The sequence below is a fragment of the Aquimarina atlantica genome (assembly GCF_000626715.1).
Lineage (GTDB): Bacteria > Bacteroidota > Bacteroidia > Flavobacteriales > Flavobacteriaceae > Aquimarina > Aquimarina atlantica.
The window spans coordinates 116469-137621 of record NZ_AQRA01000011.1 but is presented as its reverse complement, the minus strand read 5'-3'; the positions used below and the strand labels follow the sequence as shown (position 1 = coordinate 137621).

The 21153-nt window shown below is 31.8% G+C and carries 26 protein-coding genes; 8 read left to right on the top strand and 18 right to left on the bottom strand.

Going from position 1 to position 21153, the window contains the following annotated elements; all coding sequences use genetic code 11:
• A partial coding sequence (locus ATO12_RS25160) for a fibronectin type III domain-containing protein (RefSeq protein WP_131248877.1) occupies positions 1-908 on the top strand: 908 nt, incomplete at its 5' end.
• 200 nt (positions 909-1108) lie between these two features.
• Here ATO12_RS25160 and ATO12_RS21810 read toward each other — a convergent pair.
• The 17 genes from ATO12_RS21810 to ATO12_RS21730 all read right to left on the bottom strand — a co-directional run bounded on the left by ATO12_RS21810 (position 1109) and on the right by ATO12_RS21730 (position 13325).
• Positions 1109-1984, bottom strand: a complete 876-nt coding sequence (locus tag ATO12_RS21810; protein WP_034246663.1) for an ATP-binding cassette domain-containing protein — start codon at positions 1982-1984, stop codon at positions 1109-1111.
• The gene (gene modB, locus ATO12_RS21805) at positions 1981-2652 is read right to left on the bottom strand and encodes a molybdate ABC transporter permease subunit (RefSeq protein WP_034246661.1); all 672 of its coding nucleotides are present in this window, start codon (positions 2650-2652) and stop codon (positions 1981-1983) included. Before modB ends, ATO12_RS21810 begins: the two co-directional genes overlap by 4 nt.
• Entirely contained in the window at positions 2652-3050 is a 399-nt protein-coding gene (locus ATO12_RS21800) for a TOBE domain-containing protein (protein ID WP_034246659.1), read from the bottom strand. The genes modB and ATO12_RS21800 overlap by 1 nt, the downstream gene beginning before the upstream one ends.
• Before the next feature lie 3 nt (positions 3051-3053).
• Positions 3054-3803: a molybdate ABC transporter substrate-binding protein gene (gene modA, locus ATO12_RS21795; RefSeq protein WP_034246657.1), complete on the bottom strand. Its 750-nt coding sequence runs from the start codon at positions 3801-3803 to the stop codon at positions 3054-3056.
• Positions 3804-3919: 116 nt separating this feature from the next.
• Positions 3920-4381: a GNAT family N-acetyltransferase gene (locus tag ATO12_RS21790; protein WP_051576019.1), complete on the bottom strand. Its 462-nt coding sequence runs from the start codon at positions 4379-4381 to the stop codon at positions 3920-3922.
• 103 nt (positions 4382-4484) lie between these two features.
• Entirely contained in the window at positions 4485-4961 is a 477-nt protein-coding gene (locus ATO12_RS21785) for a nuclear transport factor 2 family protein (protein ID WP_240486167.1), read from the bottom strand.
• Positions 4962-4971: 10 nt separating this feature from the next.
• Entirely contained in the window at positions 4972-5787 is an 816-nt protein-coding gene (locus tag ATO12_RS21780; protein WP_240486166.1) for an MBL fold metallo-hydrolase, read from the bottom strand.
• Positions 5788-5922: 135 nt separating this feature from the next.
• Positions 5923-6507: a Crp/Fnr family transcriptional regulator gene (locus tag ATO12_RS21775; RefSeq protein ID WP_034246650.1), complete on the bottom strand. Its 585-nt coding sequence runs from the start codon at positions 6505-6507 to the stop codon at positions 5923-5925.
• A gap of 73 nt (positions 6508-6580) precedes the next feature.
• Positions 6581-7351 carry a hypothetical protein gene (locus ATO12_RS21770; RefSeq protein WP_034246647.1) on the bottom strand — a complete coding sequence of 257 codons (771 nt, stop codon included), beginning with the start codon at positions 7349-7351 and terminating at the stop codon, positions 6581-6583.
• A 20-nt stretch (positions 7352-7371) separates the two neighbouring features.
• Entirely contained in the window at positions 7372-7818 is a 447-nt protein-coding gene (locus ATO12_RS21765; protein WP_034246646.1) for a GNAT family N-acetyltransferase, read from the bottom strand.
• A gap of 143 nt (positions 7819-7961) precedes the next feature.
• Positions 7962-9068 (bottom strand): alpha/beta fold hydrolase, encoded by a 1107-nt coding sequence (locus tag ATO12_RS21760; protein WP_051576018.1) that lies wholly within the window; start codon positions 9066-9068, stop codon positions 7962-7964.
• A gap of 7 nt (positions 9069-9075) precedes the next feature.
• The gene (locus ATO12_RS25155; RefSeq protein ID WP_051576017.1) at positions 9076-9612 is read right to left on the bottom strand and encodes a TetR/AcrR family transcriptional regulator; all 537 of its coding nucleotides are present in this window, start codon (positions 9610-9612) and stop codon (positions 9076-9078) included.
• A gap of 131 nt (positions 9613-9743) precedes the next feature.
• A complete protein-coding gene (locus tag ATO12_RS21750) occupies positions 9744-10301 on the bottom strand; it encodes a TetR/AcrR family transcriptional regulator (protein ID WP_034246644.1) in 558 nt (185 codons plus the stop codon).
• Positions 10302-10536: 235 nt separating this feature from the next.
• Positions 10537-10977 (bottom strand): GNAT family N-acetyltransferase, encoded by a 441-nt coding sequence (locus tag ATO12_RS21745; protein WP_034246642.1) that lies wholly within the window; start codon positions 10975-10977, stop codon positions 10537-10539.
• A gap of 17 nt (positions 10978-10994) precedes the next feature.
• Entirely contained in the window at positions 10995-11453 is a 459-nt protein-coding gene (locus tag ATO12_RS21740) for an SRPBCC family protein (protein WP_034246640.1), read from the bottom strand.
• Positions 11446-11817 (bottom strand): ArsR/SmtB family transcription factor, encoded by a 372-nt coding sequence (locus ATO12_RS21735; protein ID WP_240486165.1) that lies wholly within the window; start codon positions 11815-11817, stop codon positions 11446-11448. The genes ATO12_RS21740 and ATO12_RS21735 overlap by 8 nt, the downstream gene beginning before the upstream one ends.
• 116 nt (positions 11818-11933) lie before the next feature.
• Positions 11934-13325 (bottom strand): hypothetical protein, encoded by a 1392-nt coding sequence (locus tag ATO12_RS21730; RefSeq protein WP_034246634.1) that lies wholly within the window; start codon positions 13323-13325, stop codon positions 11934-11936.
• Positions 13326-13417: 92 nt separating this feature from the next.
• Between ATO12_RS21730 and ATO12_RS21725 the strand changes: the two genes are divergently transcribed.
• The 7 genes from ATO12_RS21725 (at position 13418) to ATO12_RS21700 (ending at position 18219) form a co-directional block, all read left to right on the top strand.
• Positions 13418-13780: a VOC family protein gene (locus tag ATO12_RS21725; protein WP_034246631.1), complete on the top strand. Its 363-nt coding sequence runs from the start codon at positions 13418-13420 to the stop codon at positions 13778-13780.
• 93 nt (positions 13781-13873) lie between these two features.
• Positions 13874-14539, top strand: coding sequence for a DUF2461 domain-containing protein (locus ATO12_RS21720; RefSeq protein ID WP_051576016.1), 666 nt, complete (start codon positions 13874-13876; stop codon positions 14537-14539).
• A gap of 5 nt (positions 14540-14544) precedes the next feature.
• Positions 14545-14904: a TfoX/Sxy family protein gene (locus tag ATO12_RS21715; RefSeq protein WP_034246628.1), complete on the top strand. Its 360-nt coding sequence runs from the start codon at positions 14545-14547 to the stop codon at positions 14902-14904.
• A 106-nt stretch (positions 14905-15010) separates the two neighbouring features.
• Positions 15011-16723, top strand: coding sequence for a helix-turn-helix domain-containing protein (locus ATO12_RS21710; protein ID WP_034246625.1), 1713 nt, complete (start codon positions 15011-15013; stop codon positions 16721-16723).
• A gap of 120 nt (positions 16724-16843) precedes the next feature.
• On the top strand, positions 16844-17011 hold the full coding sequence (locus tag ATO12_RS26225) for a class I lanthipeptide (protein WP_165583434.1): 168 nt from the start codon (positions 16844-16846) through the stop codon (positions 17009-17011).
• Positions 17012-17246: 235 nt separating this feature from the next.
• Positions 17247-17438: a hypothetical protein gene (locus ATO12_RS21705; protein ID WP_034246623.1), complete on the top strand. Its 192-nt coding sequence runs from the start codon at positions 17247-17249 to the stop codon at positions 17436-17438.
• A 208-nt stretch (positions 17439-17646) separates the two neighbouring features.
• Positions 17647-18219, top strand: a complete 573-nt coding sequence (locus ATO12_RS21700; protein WP_034246694.1) for a Crp/Fnr family transcriptional regulator — start codon at positions 17647-17649, stop codon at positions 18217-18219.
• 121 nt (positions 18220-18340) lie between these two features.
• On the opposite strand, the gene ATO12_RS21695 is transcribed toward ATO12_RS21700, so the two are convergent.
• On the bottom strand, positions 18341-20818 hold the full coding sequence (locus ATO12_RS21695) for a T9SS type A sorting domain-containing protein (RefSeq protein WP_034246618.1): 2478 nt from the start codon (positions 20816-20818) through the stop codon (positions 18341-18343).
• Between the last annotated feature and the right edge of the window lie 335 nt (positions 20819-21153).

Below are 21153 nucleotides of genomic sequence, written 5' to 3'. Positions count from 1 at the left end.
GGTTGACAGCAAATACTACCTATGAGTTTAAAGTAAAGGCTAAAGACGCTTCAGGAAATACTTCTGGATTTAGTAATACAGTAAGGGTGACTACCAAAGAAGCAACAGATACCGAAGCTCCAAGTGTTCCAACAAATTTATCGGCTTCAAATGTTGAAGAAACCTCATTGTCTTTATCATGGGGGGCTTCTACAGATAATGTTGGAGTAACCGTATATGATGTTTACCAGGGAAATGTGAAGATTACCAGTGTTAGTAGTACCTCTTACAATGTTACCGGGTTGACAGCAAATACTACCTATGAATTTAAAGTAAAGGCTAGAGATGCTGCAGGAAATACGTCTGGATTTAGTAACACGGTATCAGTTACTACAAAAGAAGGAAGTATAACAGATATTTGCGAAGGAGTACAGACATGGGTATCTGGAGTAAGTTATGCTATAGGAGAACGAGTAATTTACAGGGGTTATGTTTATGAAAGAACTACTAACGGATGGATAAAACTAGGGAAATGTAATGCTAGTCTTTGTGAAGGAGTAGATACTTGGGTGTCTGGAGTACGTTATAAGATAGGAGATCAAGTGATATATAGAGGTAATCTGTGGGAACGCCGTGCAACAAGATGGATACTGGTTTCTTCTTGTAGTGAACAAGCAAACAAATTTGATTTAGTTGCTCCACCACAAAGAATGAGTACATATCCCAATCCGGTAAGAGGGAATATACTAAATATTGTTTTTAATCCTTCTCAAGGAGCAACCTATAGCATTTATAATCTATTAGGAAAAGTAGTATCTAGTGGCCCCTTTAAGTCTACTGTACAGATAGATCATTTGCAAACAGGAACATATATTTTGAAAGTTACTTCTGATAAAACACAGCATGTTACTCGATTTGTAAAAGAATAGAGAAAGATGAAAGACTGAAAAAAAATAGATTTTTATACTTAGAGATTAGTTTATAGAATTTAAAAACAGCTATAGTTAAATTGTTGCTATAGCTGTTTTCTTTTGAATTTATTTTTCAGCTTTAGTTATTGTGTCATATTTTAATCTTTATCTGGGGTAAAAAGAATTAATTTATAAGAGAGTTTGGTATATGATGGGGATTAATTTATTTTCTGTAATAAAGGATTAAATGCTTTTGAAGCAACAATTACTTTGTCCCCCACAGTTATTGTTTTTATATCGTCTTCTTCAGCAACTATTTTTACAAAATTTGATCCTATCAAAATGGTAACAATATAAATTATATCTTCTTTTTCAATTTGAATTATTTCTCCCGAAAACTGAAATTTTCCACTTATTTGTTTCGTTGTAAATACCTCAATAGGTTTTCCTTGTCTAATTACTTTTCCATTTTTAATAATAAATACAGTATCAGACATTTTTATGACTTCGCCTATCTCATGACTTATAAGTATGGTAGTTAAATTAAATTGTTTATGCACCTTAAGGATATAGTCTTGTAGTTTTGTACGCATTTTTATATCTAATGCAGAAAGAGGCTCGTCCAGCATCAAAATTTCTGGTTTTCTTACTAATGCCCTTGCTAAGGCTACTCTTTGTTTTTGCCCCCCCGAAAGATTTGTGGGTTTACGATCCTGTAGATCACCTAGTTCGATAATATCTATGAGTTCATTAACAATTTCTTTGTTTTGCCCTTTTTCTAATGCAAAAAGAAGATTTTCTTTTACGGTCATATTAGGAAACAAGGCATAATCCTGAAATACAAATCCAATTTTTCGTTGTTGAGGTTTTAGACAAATCCCATTTTTGGTGTCAAGCCATGTGTTTTGATTTACAGCAATTCGTCCTTCATTTGCTTGTAATAATCCAGCAACCATTCTAAGTATAGAAGTTTTACCGGCTCCAGAATCTCCATATAAGGTAACTAATTGACCTTGCTCGATATTGATGCTAATATCAAGTTGCATTGCTCCATTTGCCGCCGTTAATTCTTTTTGCAAAGTTATATGTATCATTTCCAGAATCGTTTTAAATATCCACCATTAACCAGATATACCAGTAATAAGATGCTAAATGTAATTGCAAATAAAATGAGTGAATACCAATTTGCGACATCATAATTAAGAGCTTCTACTTCATCATAAATTGCAATAGAAGCCACTTTTGTTTTTCCGGGCATATTACCGCCGATCATTAATACAACACCAAATTCACCAATAGTATGAGCAAAAGCCAATACAACTCCGGTGAGCAATGATGGTTTTATATTGGGAAGTAATACCTTGAAAAGAGTTGTAATTTTAGATTTTCCTAATACATAGGATGCTTCTGTTATTGATGAAGGTAAATTTGAAAATCCAGCTTGAATAGGGTGTACCATAAACGGTAAACTATAAATAACCGATGCAAGAACAAGTCCTTTGAAAGAAAAAATAAGTTGTATCCCAAGATACTCGTTTAACCAATTTCCAAAAGCATTTGCAGGACTAAAAGCAACTAACATATAAAATCCTAAAACAGTTGGGGGTAAAACCAAAGGCATACTTACCAGGGTTTCTATGAATGGTTTTACTTTAGATTTTGTATGAGCAAGCCAATACGATAAGGGGATAGAAATAACCAATAACAAAAGCGTGGTAACTAATGCAAGTTTAAACGTTAATACTAAAGGTTGCCAATCCATCATTCTGATAACATTATTTCGGTGGTTTTAATCATAGCAGTAATTTTTTCGCCAATTTCTAATTGTAATTGGTCTGCAGCATCAGAAGTAATGATAGCGGTTAGATGCCCAACTGTAGAATCAATAGTCAGCGTACTTAATAATGCTCCTTTTTTTATATTAACAACCTCTCCGATAGCTTTATTTTGTATGCTTAAAGAATGTTCTACCCCTTTTCCAACAATTACCTCTGTTTCTTTAAAAATCATTTTAATATGATTTCCTTGTTTTAAATAGGGAGCTGTATCGGGTGTTTCTATTATAATAGTATTAAAATTAATAGTTCCCACATGAACAGTTACCAATGATAAACTACCATTGGTTTTTATAGATGTTATTTCTCCCTCTAGGATATTCATAGGTCAATTTTCTTTTGTTGAATAACCAAAATCTTCAAGAATCCTTCTTGCACCTGCAGAAGATAAAAAGGTATAAAACTTTTCTGCATCCTCTTGATTCTTTTGGTTAAGAATAACAACTCCTTGAGCAATTGCAGTATAATCAGCATCTTCTAGATCAATCCAATTGCCTTTATTACTCATTTCTGAAGATAAAACTACGGATTTTGAAGTAAAACCAATTTCTGCCGATTTTGAAATAATGAATTGATTAGTTTGTAAGATACTTTCTCCATATACTAATTTGTCTTTTACATTTTCATATAGGTTATGGTGTTTTAAAATTTTTATTGTAGCCTGGCCATAGGGAGCCATTTTAGGGTTGGCCATTGCGATATGGCGTATCCTCGAGTTCTTAAGAATGTCTAGAGAAGGATTAATAGTATCAATCATTGACCACATAACTAATTTTCCGTAGCCGTATATTTTTGGTGCTTTGGTTGCAAAACCTGTATCAAATAATTCTTTTGGATATTTCATATCTGCAGAAACAAATACATCAAAAGGAGCACCTTCTTTAATTTGCGCAGTTAATTTTCCCGATGAGCTTATAATAAGATCACAAGCAATGCCTGTTTGATTCGTAAACGTTCTGGATAGCTCTTTCATCGCAAATTGCATATTTGCAGCTACAGCAATGTTTAATTTTTTTTCTTGTTTTTGCTGGCATGCTGCTATCAAATATATAAGAAGTATGAATATTGCTTTTTTCATTTTTTGTGGCGGTCTCTCCCGTATTACTTTTTCTGTAAAGATAACAACTCAAAAAGCAACCACGTGCAGAGATCGAGTACTATCTAAGCAGCTTTTTTAGTATTGACCGTTGCGGTTTATTTTACATACACATTAGGATCAAATTTTTCCATATAAATTTCTGGTTTGGGAAGCTTTGTAAATCCATACTTTTTGTATAGCCATTCGGCAGTACTTGTTAGCAAAATCCAACGTCTTAAATTTTGTAAATTGGGATGTCTCATAATGGTTTCCATTAGCCATTTACTTAATCCCAACCCTCTATATTCTTTAAGGATAAAAATATCTCCTAAATAGGCGATAGTTGCATAATCAGAAATGACTCTTGCAAATCCAATCTGTTTTTCATTATCATATAATCCAAAATTGAGAGAATTATCTATTGATAATTTTACGATATCATACGAAATCCCATCACTCCATCCCGATTCGTTGGTTAGAAAATCATGTATCATTAAAACATCCAACTTACTTTTATCTGTTGAGATCTTATAGTTTTCTTTAGATACTTCAATGTTTTTAGCTTTGCTTGGTAACATAATCGAATCTATTACTTGTAAGCATACAAAATACCGAAATTAAAAGAAAATAGCAGTTTAATAATTCATTAAACTGCTATTGATTAGATGTAGATATTAATAATTAGAATTCTTCTTTCATAGCATCAACAACACTCTTGCTATCTACAAATTGTTCAAAACTAATAATCTTGTTATTTTTTAATTTCCATATATGAGCAACTCTGGCTTCAAAATATTGATTTGTTTTTTTATAAGTCCCAGAATATGTTCCGTAGGCGACTACTTTATTTTTTACAGCTACATAATCTTCAACTGTAAATTTATAATCGATCCATTCTGCTGCTAAACGCGAAAAAACATGATCTACAATTTCTTTGTAACTTGAATAAGTTCCCGCATATGGAAATCCTTTGGTCTCTGTCCAGTTTATGTTTTCTGACAGGTGTTTTTGTAAGTTTTTTCCGTTTTCTTCAGCGGTTTTTCCTTCGTAGGTGCTTTTTATGATATCTAGAGTATTCATTGTTTTTTTAGAAGTATTACATCCCGGTATAGTCAATAATATAACCGGGATATAAATAATTAAAAGGATGTATTTCATTGTAATGAGTTTACCATTGCATTTCACCTTTTACCACTTTTGCGCCTAATTGAAGTGCAATACCTAAACCTGCATTGGGATATAGTTTTTGCATAGCAGCAATAAGTTCTTCAGAATTTTTTGCTTTTGTTTCTTCCTTCTGATACGCAATTAAATAATTTTTAGAATAGGTAATAGCGTTACGATTTAAGTTACTATTGTCTAAAGCATGAGCAGGGACAACAACTTCTGGATTAAGGTGTTCCATTTCTTCTAAAACCGATAACCACGCAATACGTTTTTCTGTAGTGCTCGCATCTGCTATCCATAGATGTAAATTATCATATACATTTACTCCTCCTACAATTGCTTTTAGAGATGGGATCCAAGCATATGTTCTTTCTGGAGCTAGACCATTAAGACCTTTTATTTCAATAGAATGTCCTTCTAGATTTATCGTATTTCCTTTTAGTATTTGTGGAAAAACAACTTTTTTCGTTCCATTATTTCCTAGTTTTGGACCCCAGACCTGTAATTTTTTTTCATACGTTTTTTTGATATGTGATAGCGTATACTCACTGGCATAAATGGTTACATCTGGGAATGAATTTTTAAATACTTCTAACCCAAAATAATAATCGGGATCTCCATGACTTATATAAATTGTTGTAAGGTTTTTACCACTTTTCAGGATCTCTGCAACTACATTATGTGCATCAGAAAGTGTAAATTGTGCATCGATAAGAACTGCGTCTTTTTCTCCATAAATTAAAACAGAAGCGATATGAAAACTATTTTCGTCTGCTCGATATACTTTGTACTCTAGGTTTTGTGCTGTACTACTCATTGTTATTGAAATTAATAGTATTGTTATTAAAAAATTGATTTTGTTCATTTTAATGTTCTTTTATATGATGGTACAAAATTGCATGCATCTGTTTTTAAAAACATTGAACTAGTTCAATAACTGCGAGTATCTTGATTATTTTTTTGAAGCGATTTTTTTTCTAATCTTACTTACAAATTCATGTGAGATTCCTAAATAAGCGGCAATCTGTAAATTGGTAAGTTTTTGTGCTATTTTTGGATAAGTTTTTATAAAATGCAAATAGCGCTCATCTGCTGTATAACAATGGTTTCGTATTAATCTTCTTTGTAAAGAAACCAAAGTTTTTTGAGTCATTATACGAAATAGCTTTTCTACTTTAGGCATTTGTTGATATAGTTGTTCTTTGTCTTTTTTATTGATCAGAAGAACTTCGCTATCTTCTAAAGATTGAATAGATAAAAGAGCAGGAGCTTGATTTGTAAAACTATCTATATCAGTTACCCACCAATCTTCAACAGCAAAATATAAAACATTTTCATTACCATCATTATCTATAGTGTATACACGAAAACAGCCTTTGGTTACAAAACCTTCAAACCTACATATATCACCTTGTCTAAGTAAATATTCTTTTTTAGAAATTGTCTTAGGATAAAAGAAAGAGCTATAGGTTTCAAATTCTGCATCAGAAAACTGAATGTGTTTATCTATATTTTCTCTTAGAAGAGTGTATGGCATTTTTTATTTCTGGTTTTGTTGTAATATCTTAAATAAATTATTTCTAGTACTGCCGGTTATAAATAGTTACAAACTAATTTTTAAAACCAGTAGTAAACAGATTTCTTGCACCTTTTATACCACATTTTTGATAGGTATTATAAGTTTGAGCTGCTCTTTCTTCAATTTGTTTGCCTGTTTCATTTTTGATCCAACCATCGATTGCTGATTTTAATGTATATGCTTCGGGAGCCATTAAATGTGTAGTCCACAAAATTGGATTTGCTTTTGCTTGCGCTATTTCTTTTGAAAAGTAATTTTGACTGTAACATGCTAAAACGATAACATCTCTTTTTTTAACCACTTCTTTCTTGTATGAAATATCTACGTTAAATTCCATTAAACCATCATGACCGATATATGAAAGCAAATCAGCATCTCCGCCAAATCTTAATGTTTCTGAGTCTATATGGATCGAAATAGGATTTTGAGAATTAGATGCCTCTAGGAAATCTTCAATGCAGGTTTGGATTTTTGCACCATCATATGCATCAGCTAATAAATAAATATTTTTGATACTATGCTTAAATAAAACTCTATCTAGTAGTACGGGACTATCGGTTTCAAAATCTTTTATTAGTTTCCAGTCCTTTGCTTTAAATTTAAAGAAAGATTTTACCCCATAACCAGCGCCCCAGTATAAATTATGTTTCGGATCTTTACCGTTTCCCAATTTTTCTGGAACAGGAACGATTCCCTGGTTCTCATTATCACACAAAGCTACATATACATGAATAGTTTTTGTTTGACTGTACCCTTTATGGTATAGAAATGAGATCAATATCAAGAGGAATATTTTGTTCATGATTGTTGACACCTGTTTTTTTATTCATTGAATTTACAAACAAATTTCTTATGAGTATTTATAAAACCTTGGTTTTTGTAAAAGCTATGAGCATTTTCCCTCTTAATATTTGAAGTAACTTCTAACTGAATAATTTCTTTTTCTCTGGCAATCTTTTTGAGTTGATTTATTAATTGATATCCAATTCCTAAACCACGACAACTTTCTGTTACAAACATTTCCTGAATTTCGCCAATCAATCCATTATGATGAAGCAAATTTTGAACGTGGCAACTTAAAAAACCAGCAACTTCATTTTCAACAATAGCTACAAGATATATGTTGTTACGATTCTTTATGTTTTCGAGAAAAATCTGTTCTTGTTTTTCTTTTTTGAAGGTTTGATTTTCTAATATTTCGATAAAATGATGAATAGACAAAAAGTCAGAATCTTTGGCCCTTCTTATTTGTATTTTGCTTTTATGCATATGTTGTAACTAATCAGTGATTTTTTAATTCATGCTCTGTTTTTGTTACCAAAGTATTTTTTTTTGAATGTAAAATATAAATTCTACTTTTTAAAACGCATCAATATTTTCAATTTATTATAAGGTTATTACTAGATTGATATTTATTTAGAGTTTTTAATGAGGACATTATTAATCAGAAAATCATTAAATTTTTTTGGTTCTTCAAAAGGAGGAAAATGTGCAGATTTATGAAAAGTAATGAATGTTTTTTTGGGAGCTTTTAAAACATCAAAATACTCTTTTGCTATATCATAATTGGTAAGGTAATCATGCTTACCTTGTAAAAAATAAACAGGAACCTTTAATTCTTCTATAGTTTTTGTTAGATCGGTTTTGAAAACTGTTTCAAATAAATTAAAAACGGGAGATTGTATGATTGCTTCAATATCGGTTCCGTTAGTTATAGCATTATATTTATCACTTATGGTATATTCTTTATTATATAATATAGGTGTAACAAATACATCTAAAACGCTATTTTCTTTATAGAGACTACCGTATTTTGATACATACATTCGGCTTTTTAATAGATCTATATCAATAGGTCTGTTGGTAAACCCACCAATTTTTTTTAAACGATTAATAGCAATTGTATCTTGATCTTCAGTTACTTTTTTTAAGGCAAATCGATATGCTACTTGTTCGTTTTTATCTACATTCCCGATTTGACCCGTTCCTATGTATGCATGGTAGTCGTTAGGATATTTATAAACTGTACTTATACCTAATAATGATCCCCAGGAATGTCCCAATAAGAATATCTTATCTTTTTTAAATCGTTTTTTTAAATATTTTGTAACCTCATTAGTATCTTCAATAAATCTGTCGAGAGTAAAAGTACTTATAGGGATATCAGAAATTATCGATTTTCCCGAGCCTCTTTGATCCCAATATACAACGGTGTAATGTTCCTCTAGATCGCTATTATGTTTTCTAAACATCGGTGTTTCTGTAGCACCAGGTCCCCCATGAAGAACTAATAATACTGGATTGGCTATGTTTTTGCCTCTAATTAATACAAATTGTTCTATACCACCAATGGGAATATGTTTCATCTCGGCAATACTGTTTTTAATACTATCACCTTGTTCATCTTTAAATACGGGAGTTGACCCAGGACTTATTGTTAATAAGAATATAAATAGTCCTATTAGTAATACTACTAATATAATGCCCGTTACTTTTAGTGCTTTTTTAAATAGGTTCATATTCGGTTTAAATTTCTAATAATATTTGTTCTATGTTTTGTTCTGGAAATACGGATTGCCAAAATAGCAAACCTTCATACTTTGAAATTAGGATTATGGCATCGTTTTCGGGATTTTTTGATTTGTTTTTTTTAAACCCTGTTTCCAGCACTTTTCTAAGTTTGTCATAAAAGTTTCGTACATACTCTTTAAATGTTGGATGGATTTCGAAAGCTTCAAAAAACAAAATAAAATGTCGTGAGACTCCTTTTGGGGTAATTGTGATTGTTTTGGGAATAAATGAACTAAAGAAATCTTTTAAAATAATGTCCATCTCTGTTAAATTCATGTCTTTCATAGCATCCAGATCTACTTGCTTAAAATAAAACAGGAAATATTTGTCAATTACCTCTATGTATAATTTTTCTTTATTTTCAAAATGATGATAAACAGCACCTTTAGAAAGTTTCGAAGACTCTACTAAGTTTGCCATTGATGTACTGCTATATCCTTTATCTAAGAATAGTTTGAAAGCGGTTTCTATAAGATGAGATCTAGTATCCATGAATTAATTTTATATATAGACCAACCGGTCGGTTTGTAAATATATAAAAAATAATGCTACACGACAATTTTCATAAATCAATTTAATTTTATTCGATATAATACGTAAGTATTGTATGATGTATTTTTTTACTAGCTATACATCGCTTTTATAGATGCCAGGGTTTTTTGAAAAGGAGAGAGGTCGGACAAAGCTTTAGATACAATTAGACTTCCTTGTATTAAAATTAAGGTTTGCTCTGCTTTACTCTTTGCATCACTTTCAGACAAACCAAATGCAACTCCTAAAGTATTAAAACCTGTAATCCATTGACTCATGATTTGACTTAATTGTTCTCCAAATAATTCGAGATTCGAGTCCATTGTTAAGGCTCTTAAAATACATGTCTTTTGGCCACCTCCATAAAGATCATCTATGTTTATAAGTGCTTTTTCAAGCCTTTCAGATGGTGGTATATTAGTATCAGATAAAAGAGAAAGAATATTATCGGTCACCCATTTTTCTACATAATCCAGAACGACAGCTGTAATTTCTTTTTTCCCATTAGGGAAACGATGATATAAACTTGCTTTCTGTAAACCCGATGAACCAGCAAGTTCATTAAGACTCGAACCATCATAGCCTTTAGAACGAATAACAGACATTAATCCTTCTAATAAATCTTGATCATTTACTTTTTGTGGTCTCATATGCAAATGTACAAATAAAAAATATTTTACCAAACGTTCGGTAATTCACTATTGGTTAACATGCGGAACGACATTATTTTATGCCGTAGCCTTGTATTCTGGATTTTTACCATTTTCAAATTTCCAAAACCGGTATTGTCAATTACTATTTTTTCTGGTGGATTTATGTTGATGCAAATTTTGGTACCTCGTTTCGTGATAACGAGTATTGTTTTTTTATCCTAAGCAGCTTAATTTAAGGCATATCTTGTGTTCGTTCGAATATTTTTTGTTCTTTTTTCTCAATAAAATTCTGATTTAGATAAAACTTATGTGCAGATTTTCTTTTTACATTACATCTTACCCTAATGGTTTTACAATCATTAACGTGATTTTCTAGATGCCTGACCAAAGTACTAGCGATTCTATTCCTTCTGTATTTTTTACTAACAATAAGCCCTCCGATTTCTAAAAAGGGAGAAGATGTTAATCTAATCGAAAGGAACCCATGTATATATCCAATAACTATTGTATTTAAAACAGCTACAAATGCAAAATGATCCTTATTAGAATTTATTGAAGTAATCTGTTTTGTAATTAGAGACTCATCAATTTGATAGCCAAGTTGTACAGAAAGTTCAGCTATTGAAAATGCATCAGATTTTTGTAGTTCTCTTATTTTAATTTCTTCAGGCATATCGTTTAAAAAAAATGTTATTTTTCTTCAAGAAATTCTCCAAGTCTATCAAAAACAGAACCCCAACCATTCATAATACCCATTTTTGTTTGTTGCTCACAATATTCTTCTGTTGGATGTACTACATTAAAAGTAAAATTAGTTTTATCTCCATTTTCCTCAAATAGAGCTTGTATTTCTACACCTTCGGTCATGGGTTTGAAATTTGCAGATGAGCATATTTTTTCGAACTTAACAATTTCTAAATACACCCCATCAGAAATGAATTCGTTTCCATCTGGCATTTGCATAGCGTATTTCCACTTACCACCAACCCTAAAATCATGCTCAATTACTTTTGTGTTCATTCCTTTTGGCCCCCACCATTGAGCGATATGTTCGGAGTGAGTCCAGGCTTCCCAAACTAATTTTATAGGTGCATTAAAGGTTCTTTTTAAGGTTACGGTTCGATTGTTTGCTTCACTTTGATTACTCATTTTCTTTATTTTTTGTTTGTAATTTGGTTAAATAATTTTCGAAAGAATCGAGTCTGTCTTCCCACAGATTTCGATATTGTTCTATCCATAAGAAAGCGGGAATAAGATTTTTAGGTTGGATTTGGCAAAGCCGCTCTCTGCCTTGTTTGTTGATAGTTATTATTCCACATTCTTTCAGGATTTTTAAATGTTTTGAAATTGCAGGACGGCTAACATCAAATTTTTGGGCTACCGTATTTACGGTTAATGTTTCGTCTGCCAGTAACTCTATAATTTCTCTTCTAACAGGGTCCGCTATTGCTTGAAAGACATCTCTTCTCATAATTTTAAGTAACCGATTGGTTACAAATATATGTGTAATCATTCGGTTACGCAATTTTTTTATAAAAAATATAGTTAACGAATAGAATTTGCTACGAGAAGGAGGTAATCAAAACCATAAAATTGTACATGCATCTCTTTTCGATTTTTATCAAGAAGTTAGCAATTTCTATTTATCCATTCTTTAAAATCAATATATCCAAGTATATGATTAGGAATTGGATGTTCCTCAAGTTGTTCTTTAAGTATCGTAAAAGCTTTTCTTTTCTCGATAACATCATATTCGACAGTTTTTGATAAAAACTTTAAGATGCTTTTTTCATAGAAAACTATGTTTTTTTGTTTTTTAAGATGCTTTTTCATAGAATTTATCAAATATCGTAGTGTAAACCCATTGTTTAGCTCATAGTGAACCAATAAGTTTAACCAGTAAGTATAAGTGATTAGGTCTTTTCGATCTTTTTTAGTTTGATGATTAAGGATGTCATTGATCCATTGTAATGCTTTTTTATGATCTTTTTTTAAGAAGTAAATATTTGCAAACTGAAAACGAAAAGATAGCCAATAATTATTTGGAACAAGACTTTTATGAAGCTCAATAAAATTTTGAATTTCATCAATAATTTTGTGAGTGGTATGTAGTTCTTTTAGGTTCCTGTGGATTTCAAGTTCTATGTTGTAGAGTCTTAGTTTTTCTTTAATCAAAGCTGCAGAGATAGTTCCAATGGCAAGTGCTTTTTGTTTTAATAGTAAGATTCTTACAAAAGCCTCTTTGTATTGTTTTTTAAACACAAGAAAACCAAGAAGGTTGTTATTTACAGAAAAATACATGGCAAAGTATTCTTTTAGCAATTCAGGATTTTGTTCCCATTCTTTGATGAGATCTTCTAGAGTTTGTTTTGCTTTATCGGTATGTTTAGCCAGGAGTTGTTTTCTGTATTTATGCAGTGTTTTAAGGGTTTTGTTTTGTAACGAAACGCTTTTTTTGTGTGATAATGAGAATTGAGTGGGATCTATATTGGCCAATAAAAGACTAATGTATTCATTCGTAGATTCGAGTGTTTCTTTTTGTTTTTGAATAATAGTTTTAAATGTCTCAAAATCCTGGGGATATAACGCCTGATGTACTTTTCTTTTCCAATCCTGAATATGAAAAAGTAAAACATCCTGTTGGAAGTTTTTTGCTTTTTTTTCGGCCCGGTTTAATTCGCTTAAACAGATAGTGTACTGGCCTTTATGAAATAAGATTTCCACATTGCGAATAATATCCATAAGCTCTGCATTTTTTGAAATTCTAGAATGATAATTCCTTAACGATTGAAGAATGCGTTGTTTTAGATAGTTTTTTATTGTAGTTAATTGTGTTACAAATGCTTTATCTTTAAAAAGAGCTTTAATTTGAGCTTCGTTGTATTCTTTTTGAGCTTCTATTGCATCAAAAAGATTTAAGTATTCTGAAGATTCATTTCCTTGCGTGCTTAATTTAAAATATCGCTTTTCACTTTTAGATAATGATTGAATCAGGTAAAATAATTCTTCGTTTTTTTTCATTTTAGAAACCTATGTTTTTGTAAAAATATAATTTTTTTGACACATAGGATCACTTACCTTTGAGATATTAGAAACCAATAAATTATAATATCATGTCAAATGCAATTAGCTGGTTTGAGATACCAAGTACTAATTTTGAGAGAGCAATACAATTTTATAATGTGATTTTAGAAGCCGAACTGCAACCTATGGAGATGGATTTTAAAATGGCTTTTTTCCCATATAAAGATGGAGGCGTAGGAGGTTGTATTACTCATGGTAATGGTAATAAACCTTCACAAGAAGGTACATTTGCTTACCTTAATGGCGGTGATGATTTATCTATTCCTTTGGCTCGTGTAGAAAAAGCAGGAGGGAAGATTTTGATGCCGAAAACTTCACTGGGAGAAAATGGATATATGGCCATTTTCCTGGATACCGAAGGAAATAGAGTGGCTTTTCATTCTATGAAGTAGCATTTTGTATCTCTTGTCACATTAGTAAGCTGAAAAATTTAATATGACAAGAGATACTTAATTTGTTTTTTTACTAATTTTAATTGCGTATCGATGCACTATTTTACAGAAGATTTTGTGACTTTTTTTAAGGAGCTGGCAAAGAATAATCATAAAGAGTGGTTTCATGAGAACAAAAAAAGATATGAGACCAGTATAAAAAAACCTTTCGAGGTATTTGTCGACTCTATGATTAAAGAAATACAAAAATTAGATCCAACGTTACAAGTTGAACCTAAGGATTGTGTACTTAGGATTAATAGAGATATTCGTTTCTCTAAGGATAAATCTCCCTATAATTTACATTATACCGCTTTCATTTCAAGTGGTGGACGTAAAGACAAAAGTATTCCAGGTATATTTTTACGATTCTCCCCAGAAATGGTTGGTATTATGGGTGGATGTTTTAGCCCGTCAAAAGAACAGTTGTATAAAATAAGAACCAAGATTAGTAAATCACCTAATACATTTAGAAATTTATTAGAAGAAAAAAGTTTTGTACAGAAATTTGGAGAAATTAGAGGCGAAACAATGAAACGTATTCCCAAAGAATGGCAAGACGCATGTAAAAAAGAATCATTAATTGCTAATAAACAGTTCTATTTTGTTGGAGAAGAAGCTCCGGGTTTGATTAGTAGTAATGTTTTGGTTAAAGAAATGATGGCGTATTGGCAAACGATGCGTCCTGTAAATGAATATTTATCAAAAGCAATTCAATAACTATTATGGCATACAATGAATTTATAGCAGATCGTATTCGTCAGATTTTTAGAGAACGAAAAGCCGATTTTTATGAAAAGAAAATGATGGGAGGGTTATGTTTTATGGTCGATAACAAAATGTGTTGCGGCATCCATTTTAGTAAGAAAAAGGAAATGGATTTACTAATGGCACGAATAGGAGTAGATGCAACCGAAGAAGCTATGAAAAAGGAGGGGTGTCAACCCATGGATTTTACCGGTAGGCCTATGAAAGGTTTTGTTTTTGTTACTCCTGATGGTTTTGATATGGATGAAGATCTCGAGTATTGGGTGCAATTATGTTTGGATTTTAACCCTTTTGCAAAAAGTAGTAAAAAGAAATAAATCGACTAGGATTACTTAAATTAATTACCCTCTGGCGATTCTGGAAGAACCTAATATCTTAAAAAAGTAATTGTTACATTTGGATAGTTGTATCATATCCGGACTAATGATTTTTTTTAAAAGAATTTTATTAACACCCTTATTTTTTTCTATTGGATTATCTGTTTTCTTAACCACGGGAGTGTTTGCTCAAACAAAAGATGTTCCAGTGCCTGATAGCCTTGTTGGTAAATCCTCTAAAGAATTGGGAAGATTTATAAAGACATCTACACCAGCAGAGGCAAAAATATACGAACTAGTACTTTCTAGTCTCAAAAATCAGGATAGTGCCAAGACTAATGAGTATTATTATATAGCACTTTCTTTTTACAAGACAGGAAACTACGAAAGAAGTGCATATTATTTTAACCATGCAGCTAAAGCTGCAAAACAGGCTAACTACGATCTGTTTTTATGCGCTATTTATTTAAAACTAGGCAACTCTTATCTTAAGGATTGGAAAAATCAAAAAGCGCTAGATACCTATTACAAGGCTTTGGAAATTGCACAAAAGAATAGAAATATTAAATATGAGATTGTTGCAAATTCTGGGATTACTATGATTCGTAGAAGAATGAAGCAATTAGATAAGGCTTTAGAAGTATGCAAACATTCCTTAAAACTTGCAGAGAACTCTTCTTTTAAAAATGGTAAAAACCATGTCAATCTAATCACTATTATTAGCGAAATATATATGGATCAAAAGAAATATGATTCTGTACTTTACTATGCTGAAATAGGAATTAGACTTAGTAAACCTATAAGTTACCATATTGGAACCATCGATTTAAACACTAAAAAAGGGGCAGTATTTTTTTATAGAAACGATCTGCCTAAGGCATTTGAGTATTTGTATCGGGTAGAAGATATTGTGAATACTCATAAGATTAAGCAAAAAAAATCTATACTGAATCTGCATTATTTTCTTGCCCGTTGTTATTATAAACAAGGAGCATACAGAAAGGCAATTGCATCTTTGGATCGAATATTGGACTTGTTAGAAAAAAAAGATTCAAGAAATGACAGGGTTTTAGAAGCATATCGATTATTAGCAGACTGTAATGAGGCTATAGGAAATGAGAGAAAATCTAAATATTGGCTTAACAAGTATACCGTACTTCAGGCTAAATTTCAGGACGAGAAGGATAAAACTGTCAATAAAATATACAATAAAGATACCCAGGAGCTAGGAAAGACTATAAAAGAACTCGAGAATAAACAACAAAAAGAAGTACGGTATGGTATAATAGTAGTATTGATATTGTTAGTATCGTTGATAATAGTTGGGGGATTGTTTTATAGGAGACAAAAAGTGAATAAAACTATATTTAACGATTTGATGGACAAAATATCTAATCTGGAATCTGAACGCAAAACAGAAATAATAGGGTCTAAAGATAGTGCTAAGGAGATTATAATCGATGATGATAAAATCAATAATGTGCTAAAAGGATTAGATAGATTAGAGAGTCAGGAATATTTTTTGAAATCTGATTGTAGTCTCAGTACGATGGCCAAAAAAGTAAAAACTAATACTACGTACCTTTCAAAAATTATCAAAATACATAAAGAAAAAAGTTTTAATGATTATATCAATGATTTAAGGATAGAATATGTATTAAAAAGATTGAAAAATGACAAGAAGTTTAGATCTTTTTCGATTAAATCTATTGCTTCAGAAATAGGATATAAAAGCGATAATTCTTTTACCAAACATTTTAAATCCAAAACGGGCTTAAACCCTTCTTATTATATTAAAAAAATCGAAAATTTAGGATAGTATTTTCATAGATAAGTAGTTTCTAATTCCTACCGCAATTTATTCAAAATGCGGTTAACAAATTATGATCCACGCTATATAGAAAGTATATTATTTTATAAATATTAAACTATTATAATCATGAAAAAACATCAAAACAAAAGGATTAGCCTTAAAAAAATTACCATTACCAGAATTAACCACAGCGCAATGAGAATGGTAAAAGGTGGAGAATGTGAGGTTACAGATGATGATACAGGAACTCATGAGAGTCTTTGCAATTGTCAAAGCGGGCGTGACGTATTTTAGATTTACCTTTCTTAACCAGTCCGAATTTTTTAGGTTTTATAAGTTATCATAAGTGTTTTGTTGCTCCTCATTTTATCTAATATACGGGGGTTATGTTTTTCTCTCTCTTTGTTAGATCATACCTTAGAGTAGAAAGTCAAAGTGTTGTTAATGATAATATTTTGATAAAAGGGGAAGCCGAAAACCTTTTAATAGAGTAGGTAAGTTTTATAATTCAATTTAAATCTAATACATTATGTTATCAAAAATTCTAAGGTTAAAAGATGTTCAGCAATTAAACAAAAAACAACAAGAAACTATTAATGGAGGAATACAACATCCTGTTGGATGTAGAACTAAAAGGGATTGTTTAGAAGCCATAGGAGAATGGGATTGGTATTGCTCTATATCTCCATATGGTGGTTATGGGACTTGCATGCCGTACTAAAGATTATTCTTTTGAAATTTATAAGACTGTCTGAAAAGACAGTCTTTTTTGTTGAATTTTAGAAAATCTGTGGAGAGTATTTTTAGAAGTTATACAGAGGAAATATAGAAGGAATACTTGTTAGTTTTATCATCAAAATAGAACATTCTTTTTCCTTGTTAATATGTCAAGGATGTGGTATTTTAAAAACCTCACAATTTATAAGGTTATGATTACTACTCTGGCGGCATATATTAGAAATTATATTGATATTTCTGATGAAGAAATGGGGCTATTTTATCGACATCTTAAGGTAAGAAAGTTCAAAAAGAAAGAATATGTATTAGAAGAAGGAAAAATCTGTAAAGCAAGATATTTTATTGTAAAAGGATGTGTAAGATCATATTATATTGATGAAAAAGGAGTCGAACGAATTCTTGATTTTGGTATTGATGAATGGTGGTTTACAAATTATAATAGCTTAATTAATCAAAGCCCTTCAGAAAATTTTATTCAAACTATTGAAGATTCAGTAATATTAGAATTACATCAAGATTCTTTTGATGAATTATCTGCCAAACTTCCTAAAATTGATAGATTATTTAGAATAATCACCGAAAAAACCCATATTGCCCATATTAATAAGACTAAATATACTCGTAGTCTTTCAGGAGAACATCTTTATAAACAATTTGTGTTAAGTAATCCGAAGTTTTCACAAAGAGTTCCCCAGTATATGATCGCTTCTTATTTGGGTTTATCACCAGAGTTTGTGAGTAAGGTAAAAGCAAGATATCGTTAAAGGGAATTAGATATTACACATTTTTTTAAACAAAGCTTTATATGATATTCTTCTTAATACAAGACCTCTTCTTTGGAGGCCTTGTATTAAGATTTAAGTTTTACGTTTTACGTCTGTTTTCTTATCGACGTACAATCTTTTTTATGGTTCTTCCTTTACTCGTTTCAACCTCCATAAAATATACTCCAGATTTAAGAGATGAAATATCAAAAGTAGAGTTAGAGGTTTCAAATACTTTTCTTCCGTAGTAATTATATATAGAAACTTTTTTTACAGTAATCGTAAGATTTACAACTCCATCAGTTGGATTAGGGTATAGTTTAAAGGTAGATATTGTATCTTCTTGTTGAATAGTATCGACTACAATGCAAGAAGATCTGGTTGTACACCCATTTTGTGTAATATCAACAGCATACGAACCATTTTTGGATGCAGTAAATGATTGATTTGTTTCTCCAGATATAGGTTGATCTGTTTCACAATTAATCCACTGATATGTTGCATCTGTTTGAATGGCTGTGTAGGTTAGAGAATTATTTGTTACTGTTACATCGGGTAATGCATTTATCGTTATATCTGTTGTGCTGGAGTTAATGCATGTTCCAGGTGTAGTATACGTTATTGTGTAGGATCCTGCTGTACTAGCGGCAATATCAATGACTCCCGTTCCGGGATCAATACTCAATCCCGTTGTGCTAGAAAATACCCCACCAGCTGTTCCTGTAATTGTTGGTGTTGGATTAGAATCACTTTTGCAATAATTGTCTGTATCATAGTTAAAACTTGGATTATCCAATTCAGTAATATCTACAAGAACATTACTAGAATTAGGGCAGGTTCCTGTAGTGGTATAGGTTACTGTGTAAGATCCGGTTGTGCTGGTAGCAATATCGATTATCCCAGTATTAGGATCAATGCTTAATCCTGCTGTGCTAGAAAATACTCCACCAGCCAATCCCGAAATCGAGGGAGTAGGGTTAGCATCTTCTTTGCAATAATTACCTGAGTTATAGCTAAAACTTGGGTCGTCTAATTCGATGATATCTACAAGAACATTGCTAGAATCAGGACAGGTTCCGGTAGTGGTATAGGTTACTGTGTAAGATCCTGTTGTACTGGCAGCAATGTCGATTACTCCTGTCCCGGGATCAATACTCAGTCCTGCCGTACTAGAGAACACTCCACCTGTTAATCCTGTAATTGTTGGTGTTGGGTTAGGGTCTCCTTTACAATAATCGTTTGCGTTATAGCTAAAACTTGGATCATCGATAGCGTTAACAATAATAGTAATCGTTGTACAGGTTGCTGTTGTCTCGTCAATGCAAGAGATACTATTATCTTCTCCTCTAATATAATAAGTGGTGCTTGGCGCAGTAGGGGTAACCTCAATAGTAGAAGTATTTGTTGTTGTTGTGCCTACTAATGTACCTCCGCAAGAATCGGTATATATCGACCAGGTAGAGGCGATATTAAGATTGCCAGTAATAGTTATGGTAGAAGTTTCTCCTTCACATGTTACAGGTGTTGCAGTAACGGTTGATATGGTTGGCGGTATGCATACAGGAACTTGTCTAAACCATGCAAATCTGGCTACGTGAAAACTCCCTAAAACTGCATCTTTAAGGCCATCTCCATCTACATCTCCAAAAGCAATAGTCGGAAAACTTCCAATTTCCCCATTGGTCAATTCACCATTAAATGATTGTTGAGGAGAAGAAGCAAAATTAGGAGTTGTTGCAGTTCCAACATTTTCTATCCATCTAACAAAACCGGTATCAATCATAAAATACATATCATAGTCACCATCTTTGTCAAAATCTTCAAATACTGGTATGGGTACATCCATATTAGTATATGCACTTTCATCATCCCAGGGACTATCTGCTTCAGATTGCAATTCAAAATTAGGATTTTCTTTGGTGCCTATATTTTTATAGTACGTCATTTTATCACTACCTAAAGCAACCAGGTCAAGATCCGTATCATTATCAAGATCTACAAAGCCAAGACCAGGAAATTCTGCAATATTCTGATCTAAAAGACCAGGGATACACATAGGAATATATTCAAATACCGGTATTTCTGGTGTGCCCACATTTCTATAGAAACGAACATCATCAAGAGTAGAACCTTCATAATTATATTGGGATCCAATAAATAGATCTAAATCACCATCATCATCAATATCTACCAGTTGTGGTCTGTTTTGATTTCTAAAAGTACTAGTGCTACTATAGGTATTTATTTTTATGGTATCCAAAGTGGGTATGGATGCTGCTACCCAGTTAGGTGCAGTAACAGTTCCTGTATTCTGAAAATAATGAACAGTCCCTCCTTGACTACCCGAAATAAAATCCAAATCATTATCATTGTCCAAATCTCCTAATACAGCAGATCTAAGACGGCCAAAGGCAGGTGGAGTTAGTGGTGTGGCAGCAACGTCTAACCCTGCAGGTTCTGGTCCTGGCCCGGTAGATGTGCCATCTGGGTTGGCAAGGAGTCTTCCTCCTCTAAATTCCCAGCTTATATAATCTGCTTGAGCAGAGATATACAGATTCCCCAAATGAAAAAGTAAACAAATAAGTAATAGTTTTTTCATAACTATAGATTTAAAATAGTTGATCTCTAACGTATAATACAAAGTGTTATGGCATATACTTTTTGTATATATCATAGTCAATTAATAATTTTAAATGGCAGCACATCTTTGCAAACCAATTATGGAGATAATAGGGGCAATTTAATTTAGAGACATTTTATGTTCTCTTGGTCTGTGGTTTTAAGAAGTACTGTATTACCATTACCAAGAGGGGGGAAGTAAGTAATTTTATGTGTGCAATACAGTTGATCGCAAAATTAGTAATTTAGTTTTTCTTTAACAAGATAATATTTTGTTAATACTCTGTTTTATGTTTTAGTACTCACCAAATAATG

Coding starts and splice junctions, on each gene's coding strand:
- ATO12_RS21810 (WP_034246663.1), bottom strand. CDS start 1,984: ATGATACATATAACTTTGCAAAAAGAATTAACGGCGGCAAATGGAGCA.
- modB (WP_034246661.1), bottom strand. CDS start 2,652: ATGGATTGGCAACCTTTAGTATTAACGTTTAAACTTGCATTAGTTACC.
- ATO12_RS21800 (WP_034246659.1), bottom strand. CDS start 3,050: ATGAATATCCTAGAGGGAGAAATAACATCTATAAAAACCAATGGTAGT.
- modA (WP_034246657.1), bottom strand. CDS start 3,803: ATGAAAAAAGCAATATTCATACTTCTTATATATTTGATAGCAGCATGC.
- ATO12_RS21790 (WP_051576019.1), bottom strand. CDS start 4,381: ATGTTACCAAGCAAAGCTAAAAACATTGAAGTATCTAAAGAAAACTAT.
- ATO12_RS21785 (WP_240486167.1), bottom strand. CDS start 4,961: ATGAAATACATCCTTTTAATTATTTATATCCCGGTTATATTATTGACT.
- ATO12_RS21780 (WP_240486166.1), bottom strand. CDS start 5,787: ATGAGTAGTACAGCACAAAACCTAGAGTACAAAGTATATCGAGCAGAC.
- ATO12_RS21775 (WP_034246650.1), bottom strand. CDS start 6,507: ATGCCATACACTCTTCTAAGAGAAAATATAGATAAACACATTCAGTTT.
- ATO12_RS21770 (WP_034246647.1), bottom strand. CDS start 7,351: ATGAACAAAATATTCCTCTTGATATTGATCTCATTTCTATACCATAAA.
- ATO12_RS21765 (WP_034246646.1), bottom strand. CDS start 7,818: ATGCATAAAAGCAAAATACAAATAAGAAGGGCCAAAGATTCTGACTTT.
- ATO12_RS21760 (WP_051576018.1), bottom strand. CDS start 9,068: ATGAACCTATTTAAAAAAGCACTAAAAGTAACGGGCATTATATTAGTA.
- ATO12_RS25155 (WP_051576017.1), bottom strand. CDS start 9,612: ATGGATACTAGATCTCATCTTATAGAAACCGCTTTCAAACTATTCTTA.
- ATO12_RS21750 (WP_034246644.1), bottom strand. CDS start 10,301: ATGAGACCACAAAAAGTAAATGATCAAGATTTATTAGAAGGATTAATG.
- ATO12_RS21745 (WP_034246642.1), bottom strand. CDS start 10,977: ATGCCTGAAGAAATTAAAATAAGAGAACTACAAAAATCTGATGCATTT.
- ATO12_RS21740 (WP_034246640.1), bottom strand. CDS start 11,453: ATGAGTAATCAAAGTGAAGCAAACAATCGAACCGTAACCTTAAAAAGA.
- ATO12_RS21735 (WP_240486165.1), bottom strand. CDS start 11,817: ATGATTACACATATATTTGTAACCAATCGGTTACTTAAAATTATGAGA.
- ATO12_RS21730 (WP_034246634.1), bottom strand. CDS start 13,325: ATGAAAAAAAACGAAGAATTATTTTACCTGATTCAATCATTATCTAAA.
- ATO12_RS21725 (WP_034246631.1), top strand. CDS start 13,418: ATGTCAAATGCAATTAGCTGGTTTGAGATACCAAGTACTAATTTTGAG.
- ATO12_RS21720 (WP_051576016.1), top strand. CDS start 13,874: ATGCACTATTTTACAGAAGATTTTGTGACTTTTTTTAAGGAGCTGGCA.
- ATO12_RS21715 (WP_034246628.1), top strand. CDS start 14,545: ATGGCATACAATGAATTTATAGCAGATCGTATTCGTCAGATTTTTAGA.
- ATO12_RS21710 (WP_034246625.1), top strand. CDS start 15,011: ATGATTTTTTTTAAAAGAATTTTATTAACACCCTTATTTTTTTCTATT.
- ATO12_RS26225 (WP_165583434.1), top strand. CDS start 16,844: ATGAAAAAACATCAAAACAAAAGGATTAGCCTTAAAAAAATTACCATT.
- ATO12_RS21705 (WP_034246623.1), top strand. CDS start 17,247: ATGTTATCAAAAATTCTAAGGTTAAAAGATGTTCAGCAATTAAACAAA.
- ATO12_RS21700 (WP_034246694.1), top strand. CDS start 17,647: ATGATTACTACTCTGGCGGCATATATTAGAAATTATATTGATATTTCT.
- ATO12_RS21695 (WP_034246618.1), bottom strand. CDS start 20,818: ATGAAAAAACTATTACTTATTTGTTTACTTTTTCATTTGGGGAATCTG.